The organism is Hyunsoonleella flava (assembly GCF_004310325.1).
In the GTDB taxonomy this organism is placed as follows: Bacteria; Bacteroidota; Bacteroidia; order Flavobacteriales; family Flavobacteriaceae; genus Jejuia; species Jejuia flava.
The window spans coordinates 410,130-435,209 of sequence record NZ_SIRT01000001.1; the positions used below are offsets into that span (position 1 = coordinate 410,130).

General features: G+C 34.9%; 19 protein-coding genes. 5 read left to right on the top strand and 14 right to left on the bottom strand.

The features are described 5' to 3' along the window. Positions 1-4: 4 nt before the first annotated feature. The gene (locus tag EYD45_RS01755) at positions 5-997 is read right to left on the bottom strand and encodes a GntR family transcriptional regulator (RefSeq protein ID WP_130962621.1); all 993 of its coding nucleotides are present in this window, start codon (positions 995-997) and stop codon (positions 5-7) included. Between the two features lie 147 nt (positions 998-1,144). On the opposite strand from EYD45_RS01755, the gene EYD45_RS01760 reads away from it, so the two are divergent. From EYD45_RS01760 to bshA, 3 genes are all read left to right on the top strand, one after another. Continuing rightward, on the top strand, positions 1,145-2,791 hold the full coding sequence (locus tag EYD45_RS01760; protein WP_130962622.1) for a sodium/sugar symporter: 1,647 nt from the start codon (positions 1,145-1,147) through the stop codon (positions 2,789-2,791). A 200-nt stretch (positions 2,792-2,991) separates the two neighbouring features. Continuing rightward, entirely contained in the window at positions 2,992-5,904 is a 2,913-nt protein-coding gene (locus EYD45_RS01765) for a glycoside hydrolase family 3 N-terminal domain-containing protein (RefSeq protein ID WP_130962623.1), read from the top strand. Between the two features lie 12 nt (positions 5,905-5,916). Next, a complete protein-coding gene (bshA, locus tag EYD45_RS01770) occupies positions 5,917-7,053 on the top strand; it encodes an N-acetyl-alpha-D-glucosaminyl L-malate synthase BshA (protein ID WP_130962624.1) in 1,137 nt (378 codons plus the stop codon). 39 nt (positions 7,054-7,092) lie between these two features. On the opposite strand, the gene EYD45_RS01775 is transcribed toward bshA, so the two are convergent. The 12 genes from EYD45_RS01775 to EYD45_RS01830 all read right to left on the bottom strand — a co-directional run bounded on the left by EYD45_RS01775 (position 7,093) and on the right by EYD45_RS01830 (position 21,943). After that, positions 7,093-7,566 (bottom strand): hypothetical protein, encoded by a 474-nt coding sequence (locus EYD45_RS01775; RefSeq protein ID WP_130962625.1) that lies wholly within the window; start codon positions 7,564-7,566, stop codon positions 7,093-7,095. 113 nt (positions 7,567-7,679) lie between these two features. Next, positions 7,680-8,564 (bottom strand): GIN domain-containing protein, encoded by an 885-nt coding sequence (locus tag EYD45_RS01780; RefSeq protein ID WP_130962626.1) that lies wholly within the window; start codon positions 8,562-8,564, stop codon positions 7,680-7,682. Position 8,565: 1 nt separating this feature from the next. Further along, positions 8,566-8,949: a hypothetical protein gene (locus EYD45_RS01785; protein WP_130962627.1), complete on the bottom strand. Its 384-nt coding sequence runs from the start codon at positions 8,947-8,949 to the stop codon at positions 8,566-8,568. A 4-nt stretch (positions 8,950-8,953) separates the two neighbouring features. Beyond that, on the bottom strand, positions 8,954-9,442 hold the full coding sequence (locus EYD45_RS01790; protein WP_130962628.1) for a hypothetical protein: 489 nt from the start codon (positions 9,440-9,442) through the stop codon (positions 8,954-8,956). Positions 9,443-9,459: 17 nt separating this feature from the next. Beyond that, a complete protein-coding gene (locus EYD45_RS01795) occupies positions 9,460-9,951 on the bottom strand; it encodes a DoxX family protein (protein ID WP_130962629.1) in 492 nt (163 codons plus the stop codon). Positions 9,952-10,052: 101 nt separating this feature from the next. After that, a complete protein-coding gene (locus EYD45_RS01800; RefSeq protein WP_233702485.1) occupies positions 10,053-11,225 on the bottom strand; it encodes a helix-turn-helix domain-containing protein in 1,173 nt (390 codons plus the stop codon). 34 nt (positions 11,226-11,259) lie between these two features. Next, on the bottom strand, positions 11,260-13,671 hold the full coding sequence (locus EYD45_RS01805) for an alpha-ketoacid dehydrogenase subunit alpha/beta (RefSeq protein ID WP_130962630.1): 2,412 nt from the start codon (positions 13,669-13,671) through the stop codon (positions 11,260-11,262). A 157-nt stretch (positions 13,672-13,828) separates the two neighbouring features. Next, a complete protein-coding gene (locus EYD45_RS16680) occupies positions 13,829-16,669 on the bottom strand; it encodes a gluzincin family metallopeptidase (protein ID WP_233702486.1) in 2,841 nt (946 codons plus the stop codon). A 92-nt stretch (positions 16,670-16,761) separates the two neighbouring features. Next, positions 16,762-17,451 carry an LOG family protein gene (locus tag EYD45_RS01815; RefSeq protein WP_130962631.1) on the bottom strand — a complete coding sequence of 230 codons (690 nt, stop codon included), beginning with the start codon at positions 17,449-17,451 and terminating at the stop codon, positions 16,762-16,764. A 51-nt stretch (positions 17,452-17,502) separates the two neighbouring features. After that, a complete protein-coding gene (gene uvrA / locus EYD45_RS01820) occupies positions 17,503-20,334 on the bottom strand; it encodes an excinuclease ABC subunit UvrA (RefSeq protein WP_130962632.1) in 2,832 nt (943 codons plus the stop codon). A gap of 130 nt (positions 20,335-20,464) precedes the next feature. Then, positions 20,465-21,163 carry a hypothetical protein gene (locus EYD45_RS01825; RefSeq protein WP_130962633.1) on the bottom strand — a complete coding sequence of 233 codons (699 nt, stop codon included), beginning with the start codon at positions 21,161-21,163 and terminating at the stop codon, positions 20,465-20,467. 183 nt (positions 21,164-21,346) lie between these two features. Further along, complete coding sequence (locus EYD45_RS01830) at positions 21,347-21,943, bottom strand: acyl carrier protein phosphodiesterase (RefSeq protein ID WP_130962634.1); 597 nt, start codon at positions 21,941-21,943, stop codon at positions 21,347-21,349. A 77-nt stretch (positions 21,944-22,020) separates the two neighbouring features. Here EYD45_RS01830 and glmM point away from each other — a divergent pair, with 77 nt between their 5' ends. Further along, complete coding sequence (gene glmM / locus EYD45_RS01835; protein ID WP_130962635.1) at positions 22,021-23,409, top strand: phosphoglucosamine mutase; 1,389 nt, start codon at positions 22,021-22,023, stop codon at positions 23,407-23,409. Between the two features lie 29 nt (positions 23,410-23,438). Here the strand turns inward: glmM and EYD45_RS01840 are convergent, their stop codons facing one another. After that, positions 23,439-24,329, bottom strand: a complete 891-nt coding sequence (locus EYD45_RS01840; RefSeq protein WP_130962636.1) for a lysophospholipid acyltransferase family protein — start codon at positions 24,327-24,329, stop codon at positions 23,439-23,441. Positions 24,330-24,391: 62 nt separating this feature from the next. Here EYD45_RS01840 and EYD45_RS01845 point away from each other — a divergent pair, with 62 nt between their 5' ends. Further along, positions 24,392-25,063 (top strand): rhomboid family intramembrane serine protease, encoded by a 672-nt coding sequence (locus EYD45_RS01845; protein ID WP_130962637.1) that lies wholly within the window; start codon positions 24,392-24,394, stop codon positions 25,061-25,063. Positions 25,064-25,080: the final 17 nt, after the last annotated feature.

A 25,080-nucleotide genomic window follows, 5' to 3' on the forward strand; every position in this document is an offset into this window, starting at 1 on the left:
AACTTTAAAGTGAATTTCTAATTATAAGTCGGTTTTCATTTTCAATATTAGTATGCTGGTTGTTTTGAATCATTTCGGCTAAACGTTTACCCATAGCTGTAAAATTAGTAGAAATAGTAGTGATGCCTCCTTCTACAATTTCCTTTAGTAAGGTGTCATTATATGAAATTATCCCGATATCATCAGCTAAGAAAAATTTCATTGACTTCATCTTCTTAATTAATTGAAGTAGTTGCTTATCATCCGGAACAATATATAGATCGCCTTTTTCAATAGTTTTATCTTTAATAGAATCTAAAACTTCATATGGTATGATATGTTTTTCACAAAACTTAATAAAACCTTCTCTCATTCCCAAAGGCTGTTTTTCAGACGAGAAAATTAATAGCAACTTTTGATATTTTCTTATATACGAAATTGCCTTCTCTAGATTTGTACATATGTCTTTTTCAAAATTTTGATAAATACCGGAGTAATGCTTTAATGCTGCTGGCATTTGGTCTAGTATATAAACCCTATCATTTGGTAATCTCTTTAGCGTTTTTTCAGTACCCTTAAGGTTAGCTGGCATTATGATATAATGATTATAATTCCCTATGTTATTTTCTATAATATTATTAAACACACGATAATTAAAATGATGAAAATAAATATCTACTTCAATACTATCGTTTAAATTCTTGATAAAGGCATTATACAAGTCTTCTTTAAAAGAATTTAATTCATCAAATAATAAAAACACTTTTTGTTTTACGCGGATATTTTCACTCGATACATAATATCCTTTTCCAACTACAGATTGAATTACACCTCTGCTTTTTAGGTCGTTAAAAGCCATTAAAACCGTATCTCGAGATAAACTTTGTGCTTCTTTTATGCTATTTATAGAAGGTATTTGATCCCCTTTTTTTAATTCACCTTGAGAAATAGCTCTTTCAATTGAAAAAACTATCTGCTGATACTTTGGAGTGCTTATTTTATTATTGATTTTAATCATTGTTGGTGTAAAAATACGAATAAATTTTGATAAAACCCTACCACACCCTACTAGTTGGGTTTTTTTATTTTTTGTCAGATTTAAACCTTAATAGGTTTAACTTTAAATATATATATTTGATGCTTTGATTAACCAAACTAAATAATTATGAATTCAGGATTCGATACTTGGGATTACGTAGTTTTTATTGCTTATGCCGTTTTAATTTTGGGTGTAGGCTTATGGGTCTCTAGGGATAAAAAAGGACATCAAAAGAATGCTGAAGATTATTTCTTAGCTAGCAAATCATTGCCATGGTGGGCTATAGGGGCTTCTCTTATTGCAGCTAATATATCAGCAGAACAATTTATAGGAATGTCTGGTTCAGGTTTTGCTTCTGGTTTAGCTATCGCCTCTTACGAATGGATGGCAGCTTTAACTTTAATAATTGTTGGTAAGTACTTTTTACCAATTTTTATAGAAAAAGGACTTTACACAATTCCAGAGTTTGTGGAAAAACGTTATTCTACTAATTTAAAAACTATACTTGCTGTATTTTGGATTGCACTATATGTTTTCGTTAATCTTACCACAGTTTTGTATTTAGGGGCTTTGGCATTGCAAACTATCATGGGAATACCTTTAATGTATGGTATTACTGGTTTGGCTCTGTTTGCTGCAGCATACTCACTATATGGAGGATTGTCTGCAGTAGCATGGACAGACGTAATACAAGTAGTGTTCTTGGTACTTGGTGGTTTAGTTACCACATATCTTGCACTAAATACAGTTTCAGGTGGTGAGGGTTTTGTTGCTGGTTTAACTACCATCTATGATACTGTTCCAGAACGTTTTGAGATGATTTTAGATAAATCTAATCCAGAATATAAAAATTTGCCAGGTTTAGCTGTTCTTGTTGGTGGTATGTGGGTTGCTAACTTATATTACTGGGGTTTTAACCAATATATTATCCAAAGAACACTTGCAGCAAAATCTTTAAAAGAAGCACAGAAGGGTATTTTGTTTGCAGCATTTTTAAAATTGTTGATTCCATTAATTGTTGTAATACCTGGTATTGCCGCTTATGTTATTATTAATGATCCTGAACTACTTTCTAGTTTAGGAGATATTGCTTTGCAAAATTCTCCACTCGAAAAGAAAGATAATGCATACCCTTGGTTGTTGCAGTTTTTGCCAACTGGATTGAAAGGTGTTGCTTTCGCAGCACTTGCTGCTGCTATTGTGTCGTCTTTAGCCTCTATGCTAAACTCTACTTCTACCATTTTTACAATGGATATTTATAAGCAATACATAAACAAAAATGCTAATGACAAAAAGACTGTAAATATAGGTAGATTATCTGCTGCTGCTGCCTTAATTATAGCATGTATTATGGCGCCTCTTCTAGGTGGCATTGATCAAGCTTTTCAATTCATTCAGGAATATACAGGTATTGTGAGTCCAGGAATTTTAGCGGTATTTCTTTTAGGGTTGTTCTGGAAAAAAACAACAAACAAAGCAGCTATAATAGGGGCACTAGCATCTATCCCAATTGCTATGTATTTTAAAGTTGCACCAAAAGGATGGTCAGATTCACCAATATTTGTGGATGTGCCATTTATGGATCAAATGGGTTATACTTTACTTTTAACAATGGCAGTAATAGCCATCTGTAGTTACGTACAGCACAAAGGTGCTGATGATGAAAAAGGTATTCCTATTACAAGACAATTATTTAAAACATCACCATTGTTCAATATAGGGTCGTTTGCAGTGATGCTTATCCTTACGGTTTTGTATGCCTTATTTTGGTAGATCAATTTTTAAACAATCAAAAAAAATACCTCAAAAAACGATTCGTCAGTTAAGGTGTTTATATAACAAGTATTATCGATAGGTAGTTATAGCTTTCTATATAAAACTATCATAAAGTATTTTCCTCTTTTTTTTAAAAGTAGTATTTTGGCATGATTATTAATTACACATATGTAACAATCGTGCTTAATTAATCCCCTATGCGCCATATCTTTTTAATCCTATTTTGTCTCTCATGCGTCATAAATGCGCAAGAAACTATTCACCCACTTAAAACACCTGATGCCGAAGCCCAACAAAAATGGGTAGATAGTATTTACAACGCCATGTCTCTTAAGGAGAAAGTTGGTCAGCTTTATATGGTTCAAGTCATGTCTAATCAAAATGGAGCTACTAAAAACAAGATTGTAAACCTTATTCATAAACATCATATCGGTGGTATTATTTACTCTAATGGTGGTCCATACAGACAGGCCAAATTGAATAATGAATTGCAAGCTGCGTCAAAGATTCCAATGCTAATAGGTATGGATGCTGAATGGGGTTTGAGTATGCGTTTGGATTCTACGTATGCCTTTCCATACAATATGGCTCTGGGAGCTGTTAAAAACAATACTCTTATTGAACAAACAGGCAGGCAAATAGGTGAACATTGTAAGCGTTTAGGTGTGCATTTTAATTTTGCCCCAGTGGTAGACATCAATACCAACCCTAAAAACCCAATTATAGGAAATCGCTCTTTTGGAGAGGATAGAGATAATGTTACCCAAAAGGCGCTTGCATTTATGAAAGGGATGCAAAGTGCAGGAGTTCTGGCAAACGCAAAACATTTTCCTGGACACGGAGATACTGAAGCGGATTCTCACCATACCTTACCAACAATTAATTTTAACGCAAAACGCATTGATTCTGTTGAGCTATATCCTTACAAGAAATTGATTAAAGAAGGTTTGTCAAGCGTTATGGTAGCGCATTTGAATGTACCTAGTTTAGAATCAAGGGACGGCTACCCATCTTCATTATCAAAGCATATTGTTACTGATATTTTAAAAGACTCCTTGGGATTTAATGGACTCATTTTTACTGATGCACTAACAATGAAAGGTGCTGCGGATTTTGATGATACTGGAGATATTGATTTGGCTGCTTTTAAGGCGGGTAATGATGTAATGCTCATGTCTGAAGATGTGGGTATTGGTGTATCCAAAATAATTGAAGCTTATGACAATGGGGAAATTACTGAAGAACGTTTAGCACATTCGGTAAAAAAGATATTAATGGCAAAATATAAGGCTGGTCTTCACAATTATGAACCTGTAGGCTTGTATGGTTTAGGTAAAGATTTGAATCGTTTAGAGGATGATATATTATCCGAAGAGCTTTATGAAAACGCCATTACACTTGTTAAAAATGAAATGGACTTAGTGCCATTAACCCGATTGGAAACAAAAACTATAGCTTATGTAGGTCTGGGAGATGATGATGGCATGCCATTTTTTAACGAGCTAAAAAAGTATACTAAAGTTCACAATATTGAGGCTGATAAGCTTGACGAATTAATGAACAAATTACAGTCATACAACACTGTGGTGGTAGGATTTCATCGCTCTGATGAAAACCCTTGGAAAGGTCATAAGTTTACCAACGAGGAACTAGTTTGGCTATACGAAATTTCAAGAACACATGATGTGATATTGAGCGTATTTGTGAAACCTTATGCTTTAGATGACATAAAGACTTTTGAGAATATTGAAAGTGTCATGGTAAACTATCAAAATAGTGAGATTGCACAGCAGAAATCAGCACAATTAATTTTTGGGGCTATTCCTTCAAAAGGAAAATTACCGGTGTCTATTGGTCAATTTTTTAAAGCAGGTGCAGGCATCGTAAATAATCCTATAAAACGATTAGGCTACACTGTTCCAGAGCGGGTGGGGATGAGCTCAGAAAAATTAAAGAAAGTGGATTCAATTGCTAATGTCGCCGTAGACTCTATGATGACTCCTGGCATTCAATTATTGATAGCAAGAAAAGGAAAAGTTATTTACAACAAAAATTTTGGTAAACACACGTATTCAGGTAAAGAAAAAGTAACTTTTGAAGATATTTATGATGTAGCATCTTTAACCAAAATTTTAGCAACCTTACCGATAGTTATGGAACTGGAGGAAAAGGGCATTTTATCACTTAATAGTTCGTTATCTCAACTTTTGCCAGAGTATAAAGGGTCAAATAAAGAAGGAATTACCATAAAGCAAATGTTATCCCATTATGCAAGATTACGTCCTTGGGAACCTTTTTATTATCATACTTTAGATTCTATTACTAAACGCCCTAGTGGAAAATACTATCGTACTGAAAAAAGTAAAAAATTTAATATTGAAGTCGCAAAAAATTTATACTTAAGAACCGATTACCAAGACTCTATTCAGAAAATAATAAAAGAATCAGAATTATTAGATCGGTTGCGTTACAGGTATAGTGACTTCCCATATTATATTTTAAAGAAATTTATTGAAAAGCATTACGACAAAGGATTAGATGAGATAGCGCAAACTCATTTTTATCAATCACTTGGAGCAAATTACACTATGTATAATCCTTATCGTAAAATAAGTAACCAACATATTATTCCAACTGAAGTTGACGATTATTACCGTCATCAAAAAATTCAAGGTTATGTGCACGATATGGGAGCCGCAATGCAAAATGGCGTTGGAGGTCATGCAGGTGTATTCAGTAATGCTAATGACGTGGCTAAAATTATGCAGATGTATTTGCAAAAAGGATTTTATGGTGGTAAGCGCTATTTAAGTCCTGCTACAATAGATAAGTTTAATACGTGTTATTATTGTGGTGATGATAATAGGAGGGGGGTTGGATTTGATAAACCTCAGTTAGACGAAGAAGGGCCCACTTGTGGTTGTATTTCGATGACAAGTTTTGGTCACTCAGGTTTTACGGGAACTTATGCTTGGGCAGATCCCGAGGAAGAAATAGTGTATATATTTTTGGCAAACAGAACGTATCCGAGAGCGGGAAGAAATCGGTTGCTGAAAGAAAATATAAGAACAGAAATCCAACGCTTCATATACGAGGCGATTTTAGATTAACAGAATTTAGATATGACAATAGGTATTGTATGTTATCCAACATTTGGTGGAAGTGGTGTTGTTGCTACGGAGTTAGGTTTAGAATTATCTAAGCGCGGACATGAGATTCATTTTATTACTTATAACCAACCTGTACGTTTGGAATTGGTGAGCAATAATGTACATTACCATGAGGTTAATGTTCCAGAATACCCTTTATTCCATTATCAGCCCTATGAACTGGCACTGTCCAGCAAATTGGTAGATATGGTAAAGCTGCATAACATTGAAATACTACATGTACATTACGCGATACCACATGCCTATGCAGCTTATATGGCAAAAAAAATGTTGCAAGAAGAAGGTATTCATGTTCCAATTGTAACTACACTTCATGGGACTGATATCACCCTAGTGGGTAGTCACCCATTTTACAAACCGGCGGTCACGTTTAGCATTAATAAATCTGACGCAGTTACAGCGGTTTCTAAAAGCTTGAAGGATGACACCATGCGTTTATTTGATATTAAGAACAATATTCATGTGGTGCCAAATTTTATTGATTTAGATAAGTACAACCACCGTTTTACGGATTGCCAACGTGGGATGATGGCTGCTGATAATGAAAAAATTATTACACATATTAGTAATTTACGTCCCGTAAAGCGCGTTCAGGATGTGATTAAGGTGTTTTATGGTATACAAAAAGAAATGCCCGCAAAATTGATGTTTATTGGAGAAGGTCCAGAGAAGGAAAACGTAGAGCAACAATGTAATGATTTAGGTATTTTGGATAAAGTGATTTTCTTTGGAAGAAGTAATGAAATAGACAAAATATTATGTTTTAGCGATCTGTTTTTGTTACCCTCTGAAACTGAAAGTTTTGGTTTGGCAGCACTGGAAGCTATGGCATCAGGAGTTGCCGTGATCTCAAGTAACACTGGTGGTATTCCAGAAGTTAATATAAATGGCTATTCTGGTTTTTTAAGCGATGTAGGGGATGTTGACAGCATGATTAAAAATGCATTACACATTTTAAATGATGAGCAAAGACTAAAAACCTTTAAAGCCAATGCGAGAACCCAGGCAGAAAAATTTGATTTGCATGCTATCGTACCGCAGTATGAGGCCATTTATGAGGACACACTATCAAAATGTTTAGTGTTATAGATAGTTAATGGTGATTTTTATACAATTCACAGTCGAATTTTATTCTAAATCCTCCAGCATTAAATTATAATCATACTGCAAATCTTCATGCAATTTGGATATTGTTTTTTTAGCCAAAAGTATTTGGCGATAATACATGTTTTGTAATTGTGTACTTCTTTTAATACTGGGTTTAAAATCTCTCAGTTTTTCGCAAAAATAAATGAGAAGCTCAACCTCTGTTTCCTTCTTTTGGGAATAGCGTATAAATTTTTTAACGTTTCGTAGTATCTTACGAATACTCTTTTTTATATAGTAGAAATTATTGGTATTTATTAACTCAAACTCAATATCCATAAACCCCTTAACCGTCTGTATATAACCTGTTTCGCTGTGCGATTCAAATAGAAGATAGGTTAGAAGCTCTTTGTTTTCCTTTTTAAAGCGAGCCAATCGCAAACACAAATGTTGCAATTCTGCACTAGAAAGCAGGTTGAGTTCTTTTTTTATATCAGGAAGATTTACGGCTTTCATGTCAATTTTTGGTTTGTGCTAAAGATAAACAGACCAATCCATTCAACAAAGTATTGCCATTCTGAACTTAGCTTAAATTCGAAATGGCTATACACTTTTATATTTGGTATTGGCTAGAATAGCTTTACAGTTTTGTTTTCATCATCACCTGTAATGGTTACTAACAGTTTTCTAAAACCAAGTTTATTAACTTTATATACTTTCGTACCAGTTGTCCAGTATTCCTTTCTGGTTGCCTGTGGCATCATAGGGAAGCCGTAACTAAAGCTGGTTCCATCTGGTTTTGGACCAACAACAAAAAATTGATTTTTGTTCATGGAGTTATTCTTAATCTTAAAGTTAATGAATTTAGGGTTTTCTAAATTGGTAAAGTCGCTAGGTGCAGTATGATTTTTATATGATTTTATCGTTTTAGAATCAGGTTCATTAACATACTCCAAGTTGCCATTTTCAGAAACTTTAGCCCATAGATATTTTGTTGGGAATACTTTTACGGTACCTCGGCTCCAGAGGTTTACAAACACTTTTTCGGCCACGATCTTAATGGCGTCAATTTTAGACTGCTCGCTTCCTAATCGCAATTCTTTAGTTTTCCCTTCAATAGAAATTTCACCTATGGGAGCGGTTACATTTAGTGCCTCGTTGTTTACGTTTATTATTCTCGTAATATCATGGGTGTCATGAAAGACCTTTTTTAATCGTGGTGCTCCTATTGTAATAATAATATCCTGTGATGGCTGTATCCATTTAATTTGATTGAAGTGAATCTTGCCATTATTAATGTCTTTATCAATGTAATCAAATAGGTTGCTATCTGTAGTTATCGAAAGCCCTGCTTTAGCAGAAAGATCTATCGTTATTTTGGCATATAAGTCAATTTTTATATCGGTTACACCGTCAAAATTAAATGTTCTAGTTTCAATTTGCTTATTTCCTTTAATTTGAGCCTGAACGGTGAATGAAATTATACAAATAAGAAGTATGATGATGTTTTTCATTTTAATTATTTTTTAATGTTTGAACCCCTTTTGGATTATTAAATTCTGCCATATACAAGATACTTTCTGGTTTGTATTCAAACTTTAATAACCTATTATTTTGATCTTTTAGTTCGTAGATAGAATCTTGGTTTACAAATTTAAATCCAAACGTAGATTGCGCATTTTCATATATGAAAGTACCCTCAAAAACACTATCGTTATCATCATCCGTTAAATAAATTGTTTTGCTCCAAGGTGGTGAGGTTAATCCGCTTCTTATACCAACTTTTTCAATGTTGTTTTCTTTACTCATATTAACTTTAAAAGTTATAGTTTTGGTATGTTTGTCTTGTACGCAGCTAGCTAATATTGATAGTGCGAATAGTGCCTTTAATAGTTTCATATTCTTAAATTCTTTGATAAACATATGTGTTGCGGATCATCCGTTGTTTGGTATTGTTATAAAGTACTTCTTTTACAACCGTGTAGTTTTCCCTACTTATTTTATAGGTTAAAAACATAGTGGCTTTTTTACCGTCGTCTTTACCTTTATAAGTCGTTACCATTTCCATGGAGCCATCTTGAAATATGGTTTTTTTTACTACTTTTTGTTTGCCAAAAAAAGTCCCATTTTTTCTAATGTGGATTTTATCAACCACATTCTTATTCGGTTCGTAAGTGTATTGTAAATTTGTAATGATAGCATCTTCTTCTATTTTAATTTGCATTGTGGTTTCAACTTGGGTTGGTTTGCCCGTTTGATAATCAATATATGTTAACGTACCTTCCCAAGAAGAGTTATTAATTAATTCGAAATCTGAAAGTGCTATTTTCTTTTCTTGGCTGTTTGTTTGTGAGGTAACCAACATTAATAAAATTGTGACTAACGTTTTCATGTGTTTTTATTTTAAGTTTATTTATTTTTAAGTAGTAGCTTTGATACCAAATGATCGAGCCCAAAACGTCCCGAGCCCAAGTAAAAGTTATAGGTAGACACCCATAAAAAGCCCATAGCTGGAAGCATACCCCATGTACCTTGATTCCATTTTTGCATGAAGATTGCAACTAGCATCGTGCACATAATTAAGAATGAAGCGATTCTGGTTTTTAGCCCAAAGGCCAACAAAAGACCGCCGACCGCTTCACTGAACGCACCCATCCAAGCAAAAAATGTTGGGGCCATAGCGAAAATACCGCCGTATGATGCAACATCTTCAGGAAACCAAGCGGATACTTCAAAGAGGTTTAAATTTCTATCATCTGGAGTCCATGGCATTCCAAATTTTGAAGCGCCAAAATCTAAAGCTAATAACATCCCGCATACAAACCTGATGATGGCAAATACTAAATCTGCAAACCAATGTTTTTGCAATGTTGGTGTAATGAATAGTTTAACAATTTTCATAATGTTTCAATTTTTTGTTCGACAAGACAAAATTGAAACTTTGCAGGGGAGTGAACGACTTAAACCGTACTTGGAAGACTTAAAATACGATTTGAGACGTCTTAAGTTGTTACCGATTTTACATATTCGGTGGGAGACGTGTTTGTTAATTTTTTAAAAACACGGTTAAATGTAGCTTTACTATTAAAACCACAATCTTGTGCGATACCCAGAAGCGAAAGCTGTCTATGTTTATCATTTTGTATCATCTTTTTAAAAGCATTTACACGGTAGCCATTAACAAAATCGTTAAAATTTTGATTGAACCCAGAATTTATGATTTCTGAAAGTTGACCGCGGGACATATTAGCTTGTTGTGCCATATCTGCCAAGTTTAGTTCTGGGTTAAGATAGACTTTGTCATCTTCCATCAGGGCCTTAACGGTGGCAATATCCTTCTTTGAAATTGATTTTGAAGACTCTTGATCCGTGTTTTGGGGAATGGCTTCTAAGCTTGGGGAAAACCTAAAATTAAGTTTGTTCAGTTTAGTGGTGTCTGTAAAATATCCTTTAATGCCAATGTACAGTGTAACAAGAGCTGACAGTAAATTTAGCCACCAGCGCTGAGCGTAGCTTAAATCGGTTACAAAAGAACCTACAATAGTTTGTATGGTATCATAAAAAAACATTACAGTGAAGAGCAGTAAAAAGCTTAGTATCCAATTTAGCTCCAGCTTATATGTGTTCGAAAAATATTGTTTTATTCTTTTGCGGTAATTGTAAAACAGTTGAAGTGTAAAAGCCAAATAAAGTAGCATAAATGGAAACTCAATAAATCCCATTGCTGGCTGAACTATAGCTTCATCAACTTTAATTTTTAGAATGCCATTTTGGGTTGCATTAAAACCGGGTTGCGAAGCATCATAAACAAAAATAAATATACGATACCCAATAAAGGTAAAGGCCAGAGCAAAATGCCACCAATACTGTTTTTTAAATGAAAAGTTTGATGTTGTTACTGACTTTACATAAAGATAGATTAAAGGTCCTAATGCTATGGCGATATTATAGAGAAAGTAATTGATTTTCGTAGTTCTATATTCGTCATACCAACCCATGAAGCCAACGGTATAGCAGGTTTGACTATAGCAGGTCAACAACAAAATTAATCCTAAGAACAAATCAGAGATATTGCCTTTGCGTTTATATTTTGTAAGCAATAAAATAGCAAATATTAAACCTTGAAGTGCTAGGATTAAAAGCGGTGTGCTGCGAATATTGAAATCTGGAAACAAAAAACCCTAATTTTAGGATTCTAAAATAATACTATTATCGGAGTTTTGGAAAATCAGTAGGACTCAATTCGTTCATAACGTCATAAACGGCCTCAAAAATATCCTCTGTTGATGGTTTTGAGAAGTAATCGCCATCATTACCATAAGCTGGTCTGTGTGCTTTTGCTGCCAGGGTTTTGGGAGCGCTGTCCAGAAATTGAAAAGCGTTTTGTTCATTAAGAATTTTATCCATAATGTAAGCAGAAGCACCACCAGGAACATCCTCATCAATCACCATTATACGATTCGTTTTCGCTATACTTTTAACAATGTCATGATGAATATCAAATGGTATTAAGGATTGGATATCAATAACCTCTGCATCAATACCAACGGTCATCAGTTGTTTTGCAGCCTCTTCTACTAAACGGAGTGTTGACCCATAAGAGACTAAAGTAATATCAGTACCCTCTCTAATGGTTTCAACTACACCAACAGGTGTCTTAAAATTACCCATATTTGTTGGCTGGCGCTCTTTTAACCTATAGCCATTCAAACATTCTACAACCAAAGCGGGATCGTCACTTTCTAAAAGCGTATTATAAAATCCAGCTGCTTTTGTCATATTTCTTGGCACTAACACTAAAACGCCTCTTATAAGATTTAATAGTCCACCCATTTGAGAACCAGAATGCCAAATACCCTCCAGTCGGTGTCCACGAGTTCTTATTATTAATGGCGCTTTTTGCCTTCCTTTAGTGCGATAATGGGTTGTGGCCAAATCGTCACTTATTACGTTTAGTGCATATAAGATATAGTCTAAATATTGAATTTCGGCAATTGGTCGTAAACCTCTTAGCGCTAATCCGATACCTTGTCCAATAATGGTGGCTTCTCTAATACCTGCATCGGCAATTCTTTGCTCACCATATTTAGCTTGCAGACCTTCCAAACCTTGGTTTACATCCCCAATATTACCAGTATCCTCTCCAAAAATCAGTGTTTCAGGGTATTTACTAAAAATGGCATCAAAATTATCACGGATGATGATTCTTCCGTCTACCAGCTCCGAATTATCGTTGTAAATTGGTTTTACCTCAGTGACGTGCAATGCGGACTTATCAGTTTCACAATATAAATGGGAACTAAATTCTGGTTGAACAACTTCAAACCTCTCATTAATCCAATTCTTTAATCTTGTACTTTCCGCAGTAGTTTCACCAATAGCAAAACGTAGTGCTTTCCGGCCATGTGATAAAATATCTTTTCTCGTGGGTTCGTTTATCGCTTCTAACGTGTCTTTAAGTTTTGAAATAAAAACACCATTATTACTTGACTTCGAAAGCCCGTGCAATAGCCCTACAAGTTCGTTACGTTCCTTTTTTATTGGTGCTAAAAAAGTGTTCCACGCTTTTGTTCTTAATTGTTTCACCTCACGTTTTATGGTGCGTTCGATATTTGTAAGCGTTTCATTGGTTGCAATACCGCTCTCAATGATCCACTCGCGCATTTTTTTATTACAATCATGCTCTGATTCCCATTTTAAACGTTCTCCACTCTTGTAACGTTCATGGGAGCCAGAAGTAGAGTGTCCTTGTGGTTGCGTGAGTTCAGTGACATGAATCATAACGGGTACATGTTCTTCTCTGGCAATTGTTCCAGCTTCAAGATAGGTTTCAATTAAATTAGCATAGTCCCATCCTTTAACCCTTAAGATTTCAAATCCTTTATTGTCTTTATCTCTTTGAAACCCTTTAAGAATTTCAGAGATGTTTTCCTTTGTAGTTTGATATTTGGCATGAACGGAAATACCATATTCGTCATCCCAAATGCTAGTAACCATTGGTACTTGTAGCACTCCAGCAGCATTAATGGTTTCAAAAAACAGACCTTCGCTTGTGCTGGCGTTTCCAATGGTGCCCCATGCCACTTCATTTCCATCAACTGAAAACCTAGAAGCATTCAAGCTTTTAAATTCCTTGAAGACTTTTGATGCTTGCGCCAAACCTAATAGTCGTGGCATTTGTCCAGCAGTAGGGGAGATATCGGCACTAGAGTTGTATTGCTTAGTGAGGTCTTTCCAATTACCATTTTCATCAAGACTATGCGTTACAAAATGACCTCCCATTTGGCGTCCGGCAGACATGGGCTCTAACTCTAAATTTGTGTTTGCATATAAACCAGCGAAAAACTGCTCAACCGTTAACTCTCCAAGTGCCATCATAAACGTTTGGTCTCTGTAATAACCAGAACGCCAATCGCCTTTTTTAAAGGCTTTAGCCATGGCTAATTGCGGAACTTCCTTGCCGTCTCCAAAAATACCAAACTTCGCTTTACCGGTAAGTACTTCACGCCTTCCAAGTAAACTACATTCTCTACTTGTAACCGCAACTTTATAGTCCTTTAAGACTTCAGCTTTAAAATCATCAAAGGATATATTGTTTTTCAAGTCAGTGAGTGATTGCATGTAAGTTAGGTTAATAAGCGTATGCAAAATTACGAAATTTCAAAGAGTTTTGCAATTAAAACATCTTTTAAAATTATGTGAAAAATACAGTTTTACTTAAAATAAAGACTTTATTTTTTATTATTCTCAGTAAAAACGAATAAATAATAACAATATGTTAATACCACCGTCTTCTGAAAAGACCTAAAAGCGATTCTGGATCAACTGTAAATTTGAAACGAATTTTCTGGTCGTAGTTGGGTTGTGCAATTTCCCAACCTAGGTTGGAGTAAACGGGAAAGTAAACTTCGAAATAATCTGTTACCAAATTGATACGAATACCTGAATCATAAACAAACTTTGGTGTACTAAATCTATTTTTTACCAATCCAAAATCGCCATAGGCCAAAATATAGCGCCAAATACTAGTGCTTATATTTGCTGTACTTATCCACTGGTTGGCAAAGGCTACATCTAACTCGTCTAACTGAGATTTAAAACCTCCTTCGGCTTCAATAAATTGCTGGCTAAAAATACCCGAAGCCTCAGAGCGCCCTAGGTAGTTGTATTCAAAAAGATAATCGGTTGGTCTGTCCAAAGCAAAACTAAAATAATCCGAATCAATATTGTTATTGTTTTCAAGGAAAAAACCTGTAAAAAACCTTAGGTTTAATTGCCTATTGCTTTCGAATAGTTTTCTAAATTCATAATTAAAAGATACTTTACTAAACGTTCGTGCCAGTTGAAAATCAGCATACCACTTGCTAAAATTAATTAGATTGTCATTGGAATGGATGTAGCGTGCATTGAAAACGGAATAGTTAGGTTCGTCACTACTATCTGGGTTTAGAGGATCCTTATCACGATTAAAATCTAAAAACCTAAAACGTAGTAATTGTCTTTTATTAGATCTAAAATCGTCATCTTCCCTAAAGGAAAAGGAAATGGAAGGGGTAATGCGACTTACAAATAAATCTTCTGCATAAGACCTGTATGAGTAACTTGCGCCATAAGTAATGGCAAATAAATTACGATTTTCGAGATAATGTGTCATCGATGCAAATGCACCTCCCGTTATTGTTTTCGAACCTAATGAATATTGCGGTTGTATTTTGTATTTAAAGTTTCTGCGAAGTAAGGTACCGTTATACACTTTTGCACCTAAATTCAAGCCATCATAAATGTTATTGAACTCAACGATTGGCATAAAAAACACCTGATTATAGTTGGGGTCCTCTACATCCTGAAATAGCCTAAATTGTAATGGTTTATTATTAAAAAAGAAGCCTTTTAATGATTTCCAATTGTCTCTTAAATTAAACTCTGGAGCGGCGTTGTTGTAGTTTAGTACTAGTTTGTTGGCATCATTTCTAGGTAAGGTAATTGTTTTTTGTTTTTGAATATCTTCAACCCAGTATTTTGAAATCACGCTATCATTATTCAAAGTGTATAATGCTATTGGCATATTGTTGTTGCGCTTATTCTTTATGGTCAGGGTTATGGAGTCTTCAGTTTTCTCAACCTTTTTTATTTTGAAGTCAATCTTTTTTCTAGTGTTTAAATAGTCCTCAAAAAACCAATCAATATTTTTGTCTGTTCTTGATTTTAAGAAAATTTCAAAGTCTTTCGACGATGTTGGTTCGAGTTTGTTTTCGGTTAAAAATGGTTTTATAGCATCTTCAAAAACATCATGATTGATAAAGTCGTCTAAATATTTTAATCCAATACCTGCTTTATACTTATTTGCAATATTACTATTGAATTTTAAAAGTGAATCCTTTTGCATGGTTAAAGGTTGGTCTCTATTGGTTCTTGCCATACTCATAAAACCAAGCGTATACTTGTCATTGTAGTGTAAATCTGCAGCATGAAACGATCTAATCCCCCAAACACTAGCTAATTTTCCTAAAAACTTCATATCGGGATAGTGGTCTTCAACGTATTTTATCAAGAAGTAAATTTGAATACCATCTAAGAGCCAATGATCTTTTCTGGGGTTTACCATTAAGGTGTTTTCCAAATAGTTATGTAATGCTACCTTTAGTAGCCGCATTTCATACTCGAATGTATCAGGGAAGGGCTGCAGAAATTTTGGTAGGGCAGATAACCCGTAAACGGGATCGTTTGCATTATCAATTTCTGTTAACAATAGTTTTTCGTGTGGATAAGGGCCGAGGTTATCGGTGATATAATTTATAATCTTATCGTTTACGAGCACCTTTTCAACTACCTGCAAATCGTTGTCATATAAATCTGAAACTAGTTCAATTTCATTATTCTTTATGGATTTAAATTTTGAGTTTTTACCAAGGTATAGTTTGCTATTGATTCTATCTTTTCCGCGTAATACTGTAGTTGTATTTTCTGAATTTTGGGAAGATTCAATAACATTTAATTCTGAAGTTAACTTATAATTATTAGGATAGGTAAGTTCTAATTTTATATCAGATTTTGGTTTAAATAAATCATTTAGATTTTTATTGCTATAGTACTGCCATTCAGAGTTATATATTGCTGGTGTAATATACCAGTATCTTAAGTTGAAATCATTTTCCTTGGTGTAACCATAACTGGTAAATTCATCACTTGGAATTTTTAAAACATAGTATAAATTAATGTTGTAGGATTCATTTGAAGCTAAAGGCTTAGGCAGCTTAACTTTGATAATGTCAAGCTGATTTTTCAATCTGGAATAAACTAACGTATCATTGTCTTGAAGAATAGCAATAATCTCTGTATATCCACGCTGTTCGTCATTAGCTAAATGAAACCTATTGATGTATTCATCTGCTAACCTTATGGCCAAATCTGTTTTTTTACTGGAATAGCTGTGATTCCAATCATGTAGATAGATAGAATGAAGCGTATCTTTTGAAGTGTTTTTATAGGTAATAGCCTGCGAAATGGTAATTAGTCTTTCGTCAACATCGAAATCAGCTTCAATGTCGATGCTATTTTGACCATAACCTATTATGCAGCAGGTTAACAGGAATAAGTAAGTTAAAAAACTGAACTTCAAATTGTTATTATAGTTTACAAGATTTGTGATAAGGCGCGGTAATATAATAAATTATACGTTGCCAGCCTTAGTTTTTAGATATGGTGCTGATTTTAGAAGTTAGGTGTTAACCTTGATTTTTGATAGAATGTATCCAAGATATCTATAACCTCATCTTCAGTGTCAACCAAATGAATTAAATCCATGTCTTTTGGGCTAATGTTGCCATTTTTCTCCAGAAGGGTAGATTTAATCCAATCTATTAGTCCTTGCCAAAAGCTTTTCCCTACAAGTATAATTGGAAATTTTTCACTTTTATGTGTTTGAATCAAAGTCATGGCTTCAAACAATTCGTCTAATGTCCCAAAACCACCTGGCATAACCACAAAGCCTTGAGAATACTTAACAAACATCACTTTGCGCACAAAAAAGTAATCGAAATCTAATACCTTATCGGAGTCGATATATGGGTTATCGTGCTGTTCAAATGGTAAATCAATATTCAATCCAACAGAAGTTCCACCTCCTAAATGCGCACCTTTATTACCAGCCTCCATAATGCCTGGACCTCCACCAGTGATAACACCGTAGCCAGATTCTACTATTTTTTCAGCAACTCTGACGGTTAATTGATAGTATTCGTCTTCTGGTTTCGTTCTTGCGGATCCAAAAATGGATACACAAGGCCCAATTTTACTCATTTTCTCAAATCCACTTACAAATTCGCCCATAATTTTAAAAATGGCCCAAGAATCGTTAGTTTTTATTTCATTCCAGCTTTTGTGTCTCTGTTCTTTTCTCATTACTGTGATAGTTTATACTTTAAAAAGTATCGTGTTTTATTTTAAAATCTTTTAATTCAATTCTTTCTTTAAAAATTTGGCAGTATAGCTTTTTTTGTCTTTTATGATTTCCTCTGGAGTACCTTCAGCTACTATTTGTCCACCGCCTTTACCACCCTCATATCCAATATCAATAATATGGTCTACTGTTTTTATAACATCGAGATTATGTTCAATGATGAGTACGGTATTGCCCTTATCGACCAATTTATTTAAAACGACCATTAATACTCTGATGTCTTCAAAGTGCAGTCCGGTAGTAGGTTCGTCTAAAATATAGAATGTGTTTCCTGTATCCCTTTTGCTCAATTCTGTTGCAAGTTTAATGCGTTGAGCTTCACCACCAGAAAGCGTGGTACTTTGTTGGCCTAATGTTATATAGCCCAAGCCAACATCTTGTATGGTTTTTAGTTTTTTGAATATTTTAGGAACATGCTCAAAGAACGAAACCGCTTCATTAATGGTCATATTTAAAACATCACTAATATTTTTGCCCTTGTAACGAATTTCTAAGGTTTCTCTATTGAAGCGCTTACCTTGGCAAGTTTCGCATTCTACATATACATCGGGAAGAAAATTCATTTCTATAACCCTTAAACCTCCACCTTTACAGGTTTCACAACGACCACCAGCAACATTAAAACTAAATCTACCAGGTTTGTAGCCCCTTATCATTGCCTCTGGAACTTTAGCGAATAGACTTCTTATTTCATCAAACGTTTTGGTATAGGTAGCAGGATTACTTCTTGGAGTTCTGCCAATTGGCGATTGGTTAATGTCAATAACCTTATCGATATGTTTTAAGCCTTTAATGCTTTTATAGGACATTGGCTTTTTTACGCCATTAAAATAATGCGCATTTAAAATAGGGTATAGGGTTTCATTGATTAATGTAGATTTTCCGCTGCCTGAAACACCAGTTACCCCAATCATTTTTGCTAGGGGAAATTTAACCGATACATTTTTTAAATTATTGCCAGAGCACCCGTTTAGCTCCAGAAATTTACCATTGCCTTTACGTCTGGTTTTTGGTACTTCAATTTCCTTAGTGCCATTCAAATAATCAGCGGTAACTGTATCATGAGACTTTAATTCAGCTGGATTCCCAATACTGATAATTTCGCCACCGTGCTTACCAGCTTTAGGGCCGATATCAACCACATAATCTGCACGTTCAATCATGTCTTTGTCATGTTCAACAACAATGACTGAATTGCCTATATCTCTGAGTGACACCAATGAATTAATAAGTTTTTGATTATCCCTTTGATGCAGGCCAATACTAGGCTCGTCTAAGATATAGAGTACACCAACCAGTTGTGATCCTATTTGTGTGGCAAGCCTAATACGTTGTGCCTCTCCACCAGAGAGTGATTTTGAACTTCTGTTTAAGGACAAATAATCCAAACCAACATCCAGTAAAAATTGTAAGCGCGCTTTTATTTCCTTAAGGACTTCTTCGGCTATTTTAAGTTGTGTGTTTGACAGGTGATTATGTAAATCGTTAAACCATTCTGTGAGCTCAATAATGTCAGTATTAGCAAGTTCTGCTATGTTTTTGCCATTTATTTTAAAGTATAAGGACTCCTTCTTTAATCTTGAACCTTCACAAACAGGACACTTTATTTTGTCCATGTAAGCTTTTGCCCAACGTTTTAAAGACGTAGAATCTGCTGTTTTGTATTGATTTTCAATGAAGTTGGCAACACCTTCAAAGTCTATTTTATAATCACGGGTAACTCCTAAAGTTTTACTTTCAACAGAAAATTTTTCATTACCACCATAAAGTATCACTTGTTTCGCCTCTTTAGGAATATCCTTGAATGCATCGGTAAGCTTAAAATTGAAACGTCGTGCAATAGTTTCAAACTGTTTAAAAATCCAACTTTTCTTTTCTGGCCCGTGTGGCGCTAATGCTCCATTTTTAATAGATAAAGAATCATCAGGAATAATCTTTTTCTCATTTACCTGATATAACTCTCCGATACCATTGCAATTTGGGCAAGCACCTTTTGGAGAATTGAATGAAAAGTTGTTAGGCTCAGGGTTTGGGTATGATATTCCTGAGGACGGACACATTAAATTTCTACTAAAATAGCGTGCTTTATCTGTGTCTTGATCAATCACCACCAAAACATCATCACCATGGTACATGGCTGTATTGATACTTTCAGAGAGCCTTTTGTCGTTATCAACGTCTTTATTAACAACCAATCTGTCAATTACTATTTCAATATCATGGGTTTTATAGCGGTCTAGCTTCATGCCCTTTACAAGGTCTCTAATCTCACCATCGGTTCTTACCTTAACAAATCCTTGTTTTGCAATTTGCTCGAAAAGCTCTCGGTAATGCCCTTTTCTAGAACGCACCACAGGCGCAAGAATATTGATGCGCTTATTTTCAAAATCTTTTAAAATAAGAGCTTTGATTTGCTCATCGCTATAACTTACCATTTTATCGCCAGTGTTGTAGCTGTATGCATCACTGGCACGAGCAAACAACAAGCGCATAAAATCGTAAATCTCTGTAATAGTGCCTACGGTAGAGCGTGGTGATTTATTAGTGGTTTTTTGTTCTATGGCAATTACCGGTGATAAGCCATCAATTTTATCAACATCAGGGCGTTCAAGACCTCCTAAAAATTGTCTTGCATAGGCAGAAAATGTTTCAATGTATCGTCGTTGTCCTTCGGCATAAATGGTGTCAAAGGCCAATGATGATTTTCCACTTCCTGATAACCCAGTAATCACCACTAGCTTTTCTCTAGGGATGGAAACATCTATATTTTTCAGATTGTGAACACGTGCACCTTTTACCTCAATTTTTTCTTCAAACTCAGTCATAGCAACTAAATTCTGCCTTTTATGAGACAGATTTGCGAAGTTACGTTTTTTGAGTTTAAAAATAAAAGAGAGTTGATGTTATAAAAGCGTTAAAACTATGATTTAGGATGTGCAATTTGATTTAGCTGAATTAGTCCGTTTTTATATCGGATATCTCCATGCCAAAATATAGTATTTTATGAAAGGTGGGGAGTTTTACACCAGTTTCCGCAATTTGCCAATCGCTCCATGTAGCCAAAAGACCATCAATAGGTGTTTTTGAGTCCCACATATTAAAACTATTAGGTTTTCCATAAGTATCAAAGTGCCATAAGTAGGAGGCATTGCTGTTATAAGTAACCAAAAGCCCATTTTTATTGTCAGGAAGTGTAACGAGTTTTCTGGTGACACCTTCGTCAAAGACCTGAAATGGGGCGATTAACCAGAAAACATCATTGTTAAAATAGTTAAGTGCTTTTTCAACCAATTCTTCTCCCATTTCACCTTCAATGGTAAATCCATGCACGTAGGCCTTACTTTCAGAATGATCTTTTAAGTCAAGCCTAATTTTATACTCTTTCCAAAACACATCACAAATCCCCTTGGTTTTTTCCCATTCATAATGGCGCCTGTTTTTAAAGGTCCATTCAATATAATCCGTACTAGTGTAGGCTTCGTAATTTAATGCCACTAGCATTTTGGTGGCCAAATCGTCAGCAGGTTTCCCCTCGGTGCCATAAGGTAAGTCCTGATGATTTTTAAAATAGATAAAACCGAAAAAAAGAAGACTTGGAAGTGTTAAAAAGATAACAACTCCTAGGATGAGTTTTATTGGTTTTTTCAGTTTCATTATGATGTGTAGATTGAGGCTCTACGTGCCTAAAGTATCAAATATCATTTAGTTAGAGAAATATAATATCTAAAAAACGACGCTTGTAATATCCTTTCGATAACCTGCAATAGCGCATAACATGTTATCCTTTGAAACAGGTATTCTATCGACTGCTTTACATTCACTTAAACTAAATAAAACTCATAAGGCTTCGTTCAATTCAATAATTTTCTCATTGGAGAATACAATAAGCTCTTCAAAAAAACTAGTGAATTCTTCCTCAAACTCCTTATAGAATTCCTCAAGTTCGTTTACAGCCTCATTCATTCCAGATCTATGTTTGGTTCGTTTGTTCATACCAGCTAAAACCTTTGCTATACCTTCAATACTGGCATAGCTTAAAAGCCAATTACCAGAAATCATGTATGGTATCATTTTTTGGATTCGCATCGGTAAAATTTCAAAGTTGTCTTTTAAGGACCCATAAAAACGCTCTACATAATCTTTTAACGGAACATTGCTATATTGGCTCCAGTTTTTTGCCAAAAAATGATCGTATAAAATATCCACAATCACTCCAGAGTAGTGGCTATACTTTTCATGTAATCGCTTTGTGCTTTTTCTAACAGTTTCATGAGCATCGGTAAATGTGTCAATATGACGATGCAGCAAAATACCTATTTGGATGTCTCTATCATATGTTTTATAGCGATTCCCTTTAATGCCATCGGCCATAAAATTTCCAATGGTTACTAAATCATTTTCTCCAGACAAATAAATATGCGCTAAGTAGTTCATTCGTGAAATTTACAAATTCCAGTTTTACAAATACGATTTTGAAACTGTATATTTGTGCCAAAATTGAAAATAACGATATGACTCTAATAAAATCTATTTCAGGAATCCGCGGAACCATTGGCGGTAAAGTTGGCGAAAACCTTACACCCATTGATGCGGTAAAATTTGCAGCTGCCTATGGTGCTTGGTTAAAACAAAACCGTAAAAAGGAAAACTACAAGGTTGTGGTAGGACGGGATGCGAGGATTTCTGGTAAAATGATTCAAAGTTTGGTGATGCAGACTTTGGTTGGTCAGGGAATTCATGTTGTAGATTTGGGTTTATCTACTACACCCACGGTTGAAGTTGCTGTACCTATGGAGCATGCTGATGGTGGTATTATTTTAACCGCTAGCCATAATCCAAAACAGTGGAACGCTTTGAAGCTTCTAAACGAAAAAGGAGAGTTTTTAGATGCCGTTGAGGGCGAAAAAATTTTAGAACTGGCAGAAGGAAATACGATAGAGTTTGCAGATGTCGATAGTTTGGGCAAAATAACTAAGAACAAGGCTTATTTTGACTTACATATTATTGAAGTTTTGGATTTGCCATTGGTAAACGTTAAAGCCATTGAGGCAGAACGTTTTAAAGTTGTTGTAGACGGTGTGAACTCCACTGGTGGTATTGTAATCCCATTATTGCTTGAGCGTTTAGGTGTTGATGTAGTGAAATTATATTGTGAACCAAATGGGCATTTTCCTCATAACCCAGAACCTTTAAAGGAGCATTTAACCGATTTATCGGATGCTGTTAAAAAACACAAGGCAGATTTTGGTATTGTGGTAGATCCAGATGTAGACCGTTTAGCTTTTATGGATGAAAACGGAGAGATGTTTGGTGAGGAATATACATTGGTGGCTTGTGCAGATTATGTGCTAAGTCATAATTCTGGGAATACGGTAAGTAATATGAGTTCTACCCGCGCTTTACGTGATGTTACTGAAAAGCACGGAGGCACCTATGAGGCATCTGCTGTTGGTGAGGTAAATGTTGTAAAATTAATGAAGAAGAATAAAGTAGTTATTGGCGGAGAAGGTAACGGAGGTATTATTTATCCAGAATTACATTACGGTCGTGATGCTTTAGTTGGCATTGCGTTGTTTTTAAGTTTACTAGCGGAAAAAGGTATGAAAGTGAGCGAATTACGGAAAACCTATCCGAACTATTTTATGAGTAAAAAGAAAATACAGTTAACTCCAGATTTGGATGTTGATGGTATTTTGAAAGCTATGGAAGAGCGGTATCAAAACGAACAACTAACCACGATTGATGGTGTGAAAATTGACTTTTCTGAGAGCTGGGTGCATCTACGAAAAAGTAATACCGAACCAATTATTAGAATTTATACTGAAGCAAAATCTCAGGAAGAAGCAGATGATTTAGCAGATAAATTTATTGAAGAGATTGAGGCGATAGCAAACGCTTAAACCTTAAGTCTATACAATTTGAAAAGCATCTAAACATCTTGTTTAGGTGCTTTATCTTTATGCTTCCAACGCTTATGCGTCCATAAATAGTATTCGGGTGCCTCACGAATTTGCTCTTCTACCAACTTCAGGAAAATATCTGTTATTTGATAATCTTCGTAGTCTTTGGGGGTTAGTGTTATCGTTTTAAATGTGGTTTCATAATACCCGCGTTTTACTTTCTTTACACCAAAGAAAACAACCGCCATATCTAGTTTTTTTGCCAACATTTCTGCGCCTGTATGCACGGGCACGTTTACGCCCATAAATTCATTCCAATGGAAAGCTTTGTTAAGCTTAGGCGACTGGTCTGACACAAACCCATTAATTGAAATAACTCCTTCTCTTTTTTCTTGAATTAGTGTTGGGATAATTTCTTTAGTAGCAATTAAATAGCTGTTATACTTCGCTCTAATACGTTTAACTAATCTGTCAAAATATTTATTGGCCAATGGCTTGTAAACCGCATTCCCTCTGGATTTTATGTAGGTTTGAAGTATGAAAATCCATTCCCAGCTTCCATAATGGGCACACATTAAAATGATACTTTTACCTTGTGACTCGATGTTTTGTATGAGTTCAACATTAGTGAAAGTAAATCTCTTTCGCATTTCGTTTTCGCTGATAGTTAACGATTTGATGGATTCAAGTATCATATCACATAAATGATGATAAAACACCTTAGTTATACGTTTTATTTCGGCGTCCGACTTTTCTGGAAACACCAAGTTTAAATTACTTTTCACAACTTTTTTGCGATATCCAAACACCCGATATATTAGGATGTATAAACCGTCAGATACCGCATATAACATTCTAAAAGGAAGGATGGATATAACATATAAAAGAGGATAAACCAGAATATAGGCTAGAAAATGCATTTATAAGTTTTAGCTTTGTAGGCGCAAAGATATGTTAATTTGATTTTAAACGTTTCTATCACATGGGGAATTTAGAGGTTATTACAATAGCACTTATTGCTGCAAATGTTATAGTATCCTATAAAGGGTTTAATGACTTTAGTTTTTTTGAAAAGTACAAGTTTAACGTTGGTGCCATTCGCCGTGGTGAGCAGATTAGAATGTTTAGTTCAGGATTTTTGCATGCTGATACCACACATTTGTTCTTTAACATGTTTGCGTTGTATCTATTCTCTGATTTGGTGATTTTTGATATTGGTAAGTTTTACTTTTTTGTAGTTTACATTGGCAGCCTAATTGCAGGTAATCTCCTGTCGCTATACTTTCATAAAAATGAATACCATTACAGTGCAGTTGGCGCTAGTGGTGCAGTTACGGGTGTTTTGTATTCTGCAATATTATTAAGACCAGAGCGTGATTATTACTTTTTGTTTCTGCCTTCGCGAATAGGTGATGTGGATTTGGGAATTCCTGGATTTGTTTTAGGCATTGCTTATTTGTTATATTCAATTTATGGCATGAAGAAGCGCATTGGAAACATTGGTCACGATGCACATTTTGGTGGTGCCATAGGTGGCTACTTTATTACCTTAATTTTAATGCCCTCGCTACTACAGAGCAATCCACTGATGGTAGGCTTATTGGCAATTCCTATCGTTGTACTTTTTGTTTTACAGAAAATGGGGAAAATCTAGTTGCTCATCTGTCTTAA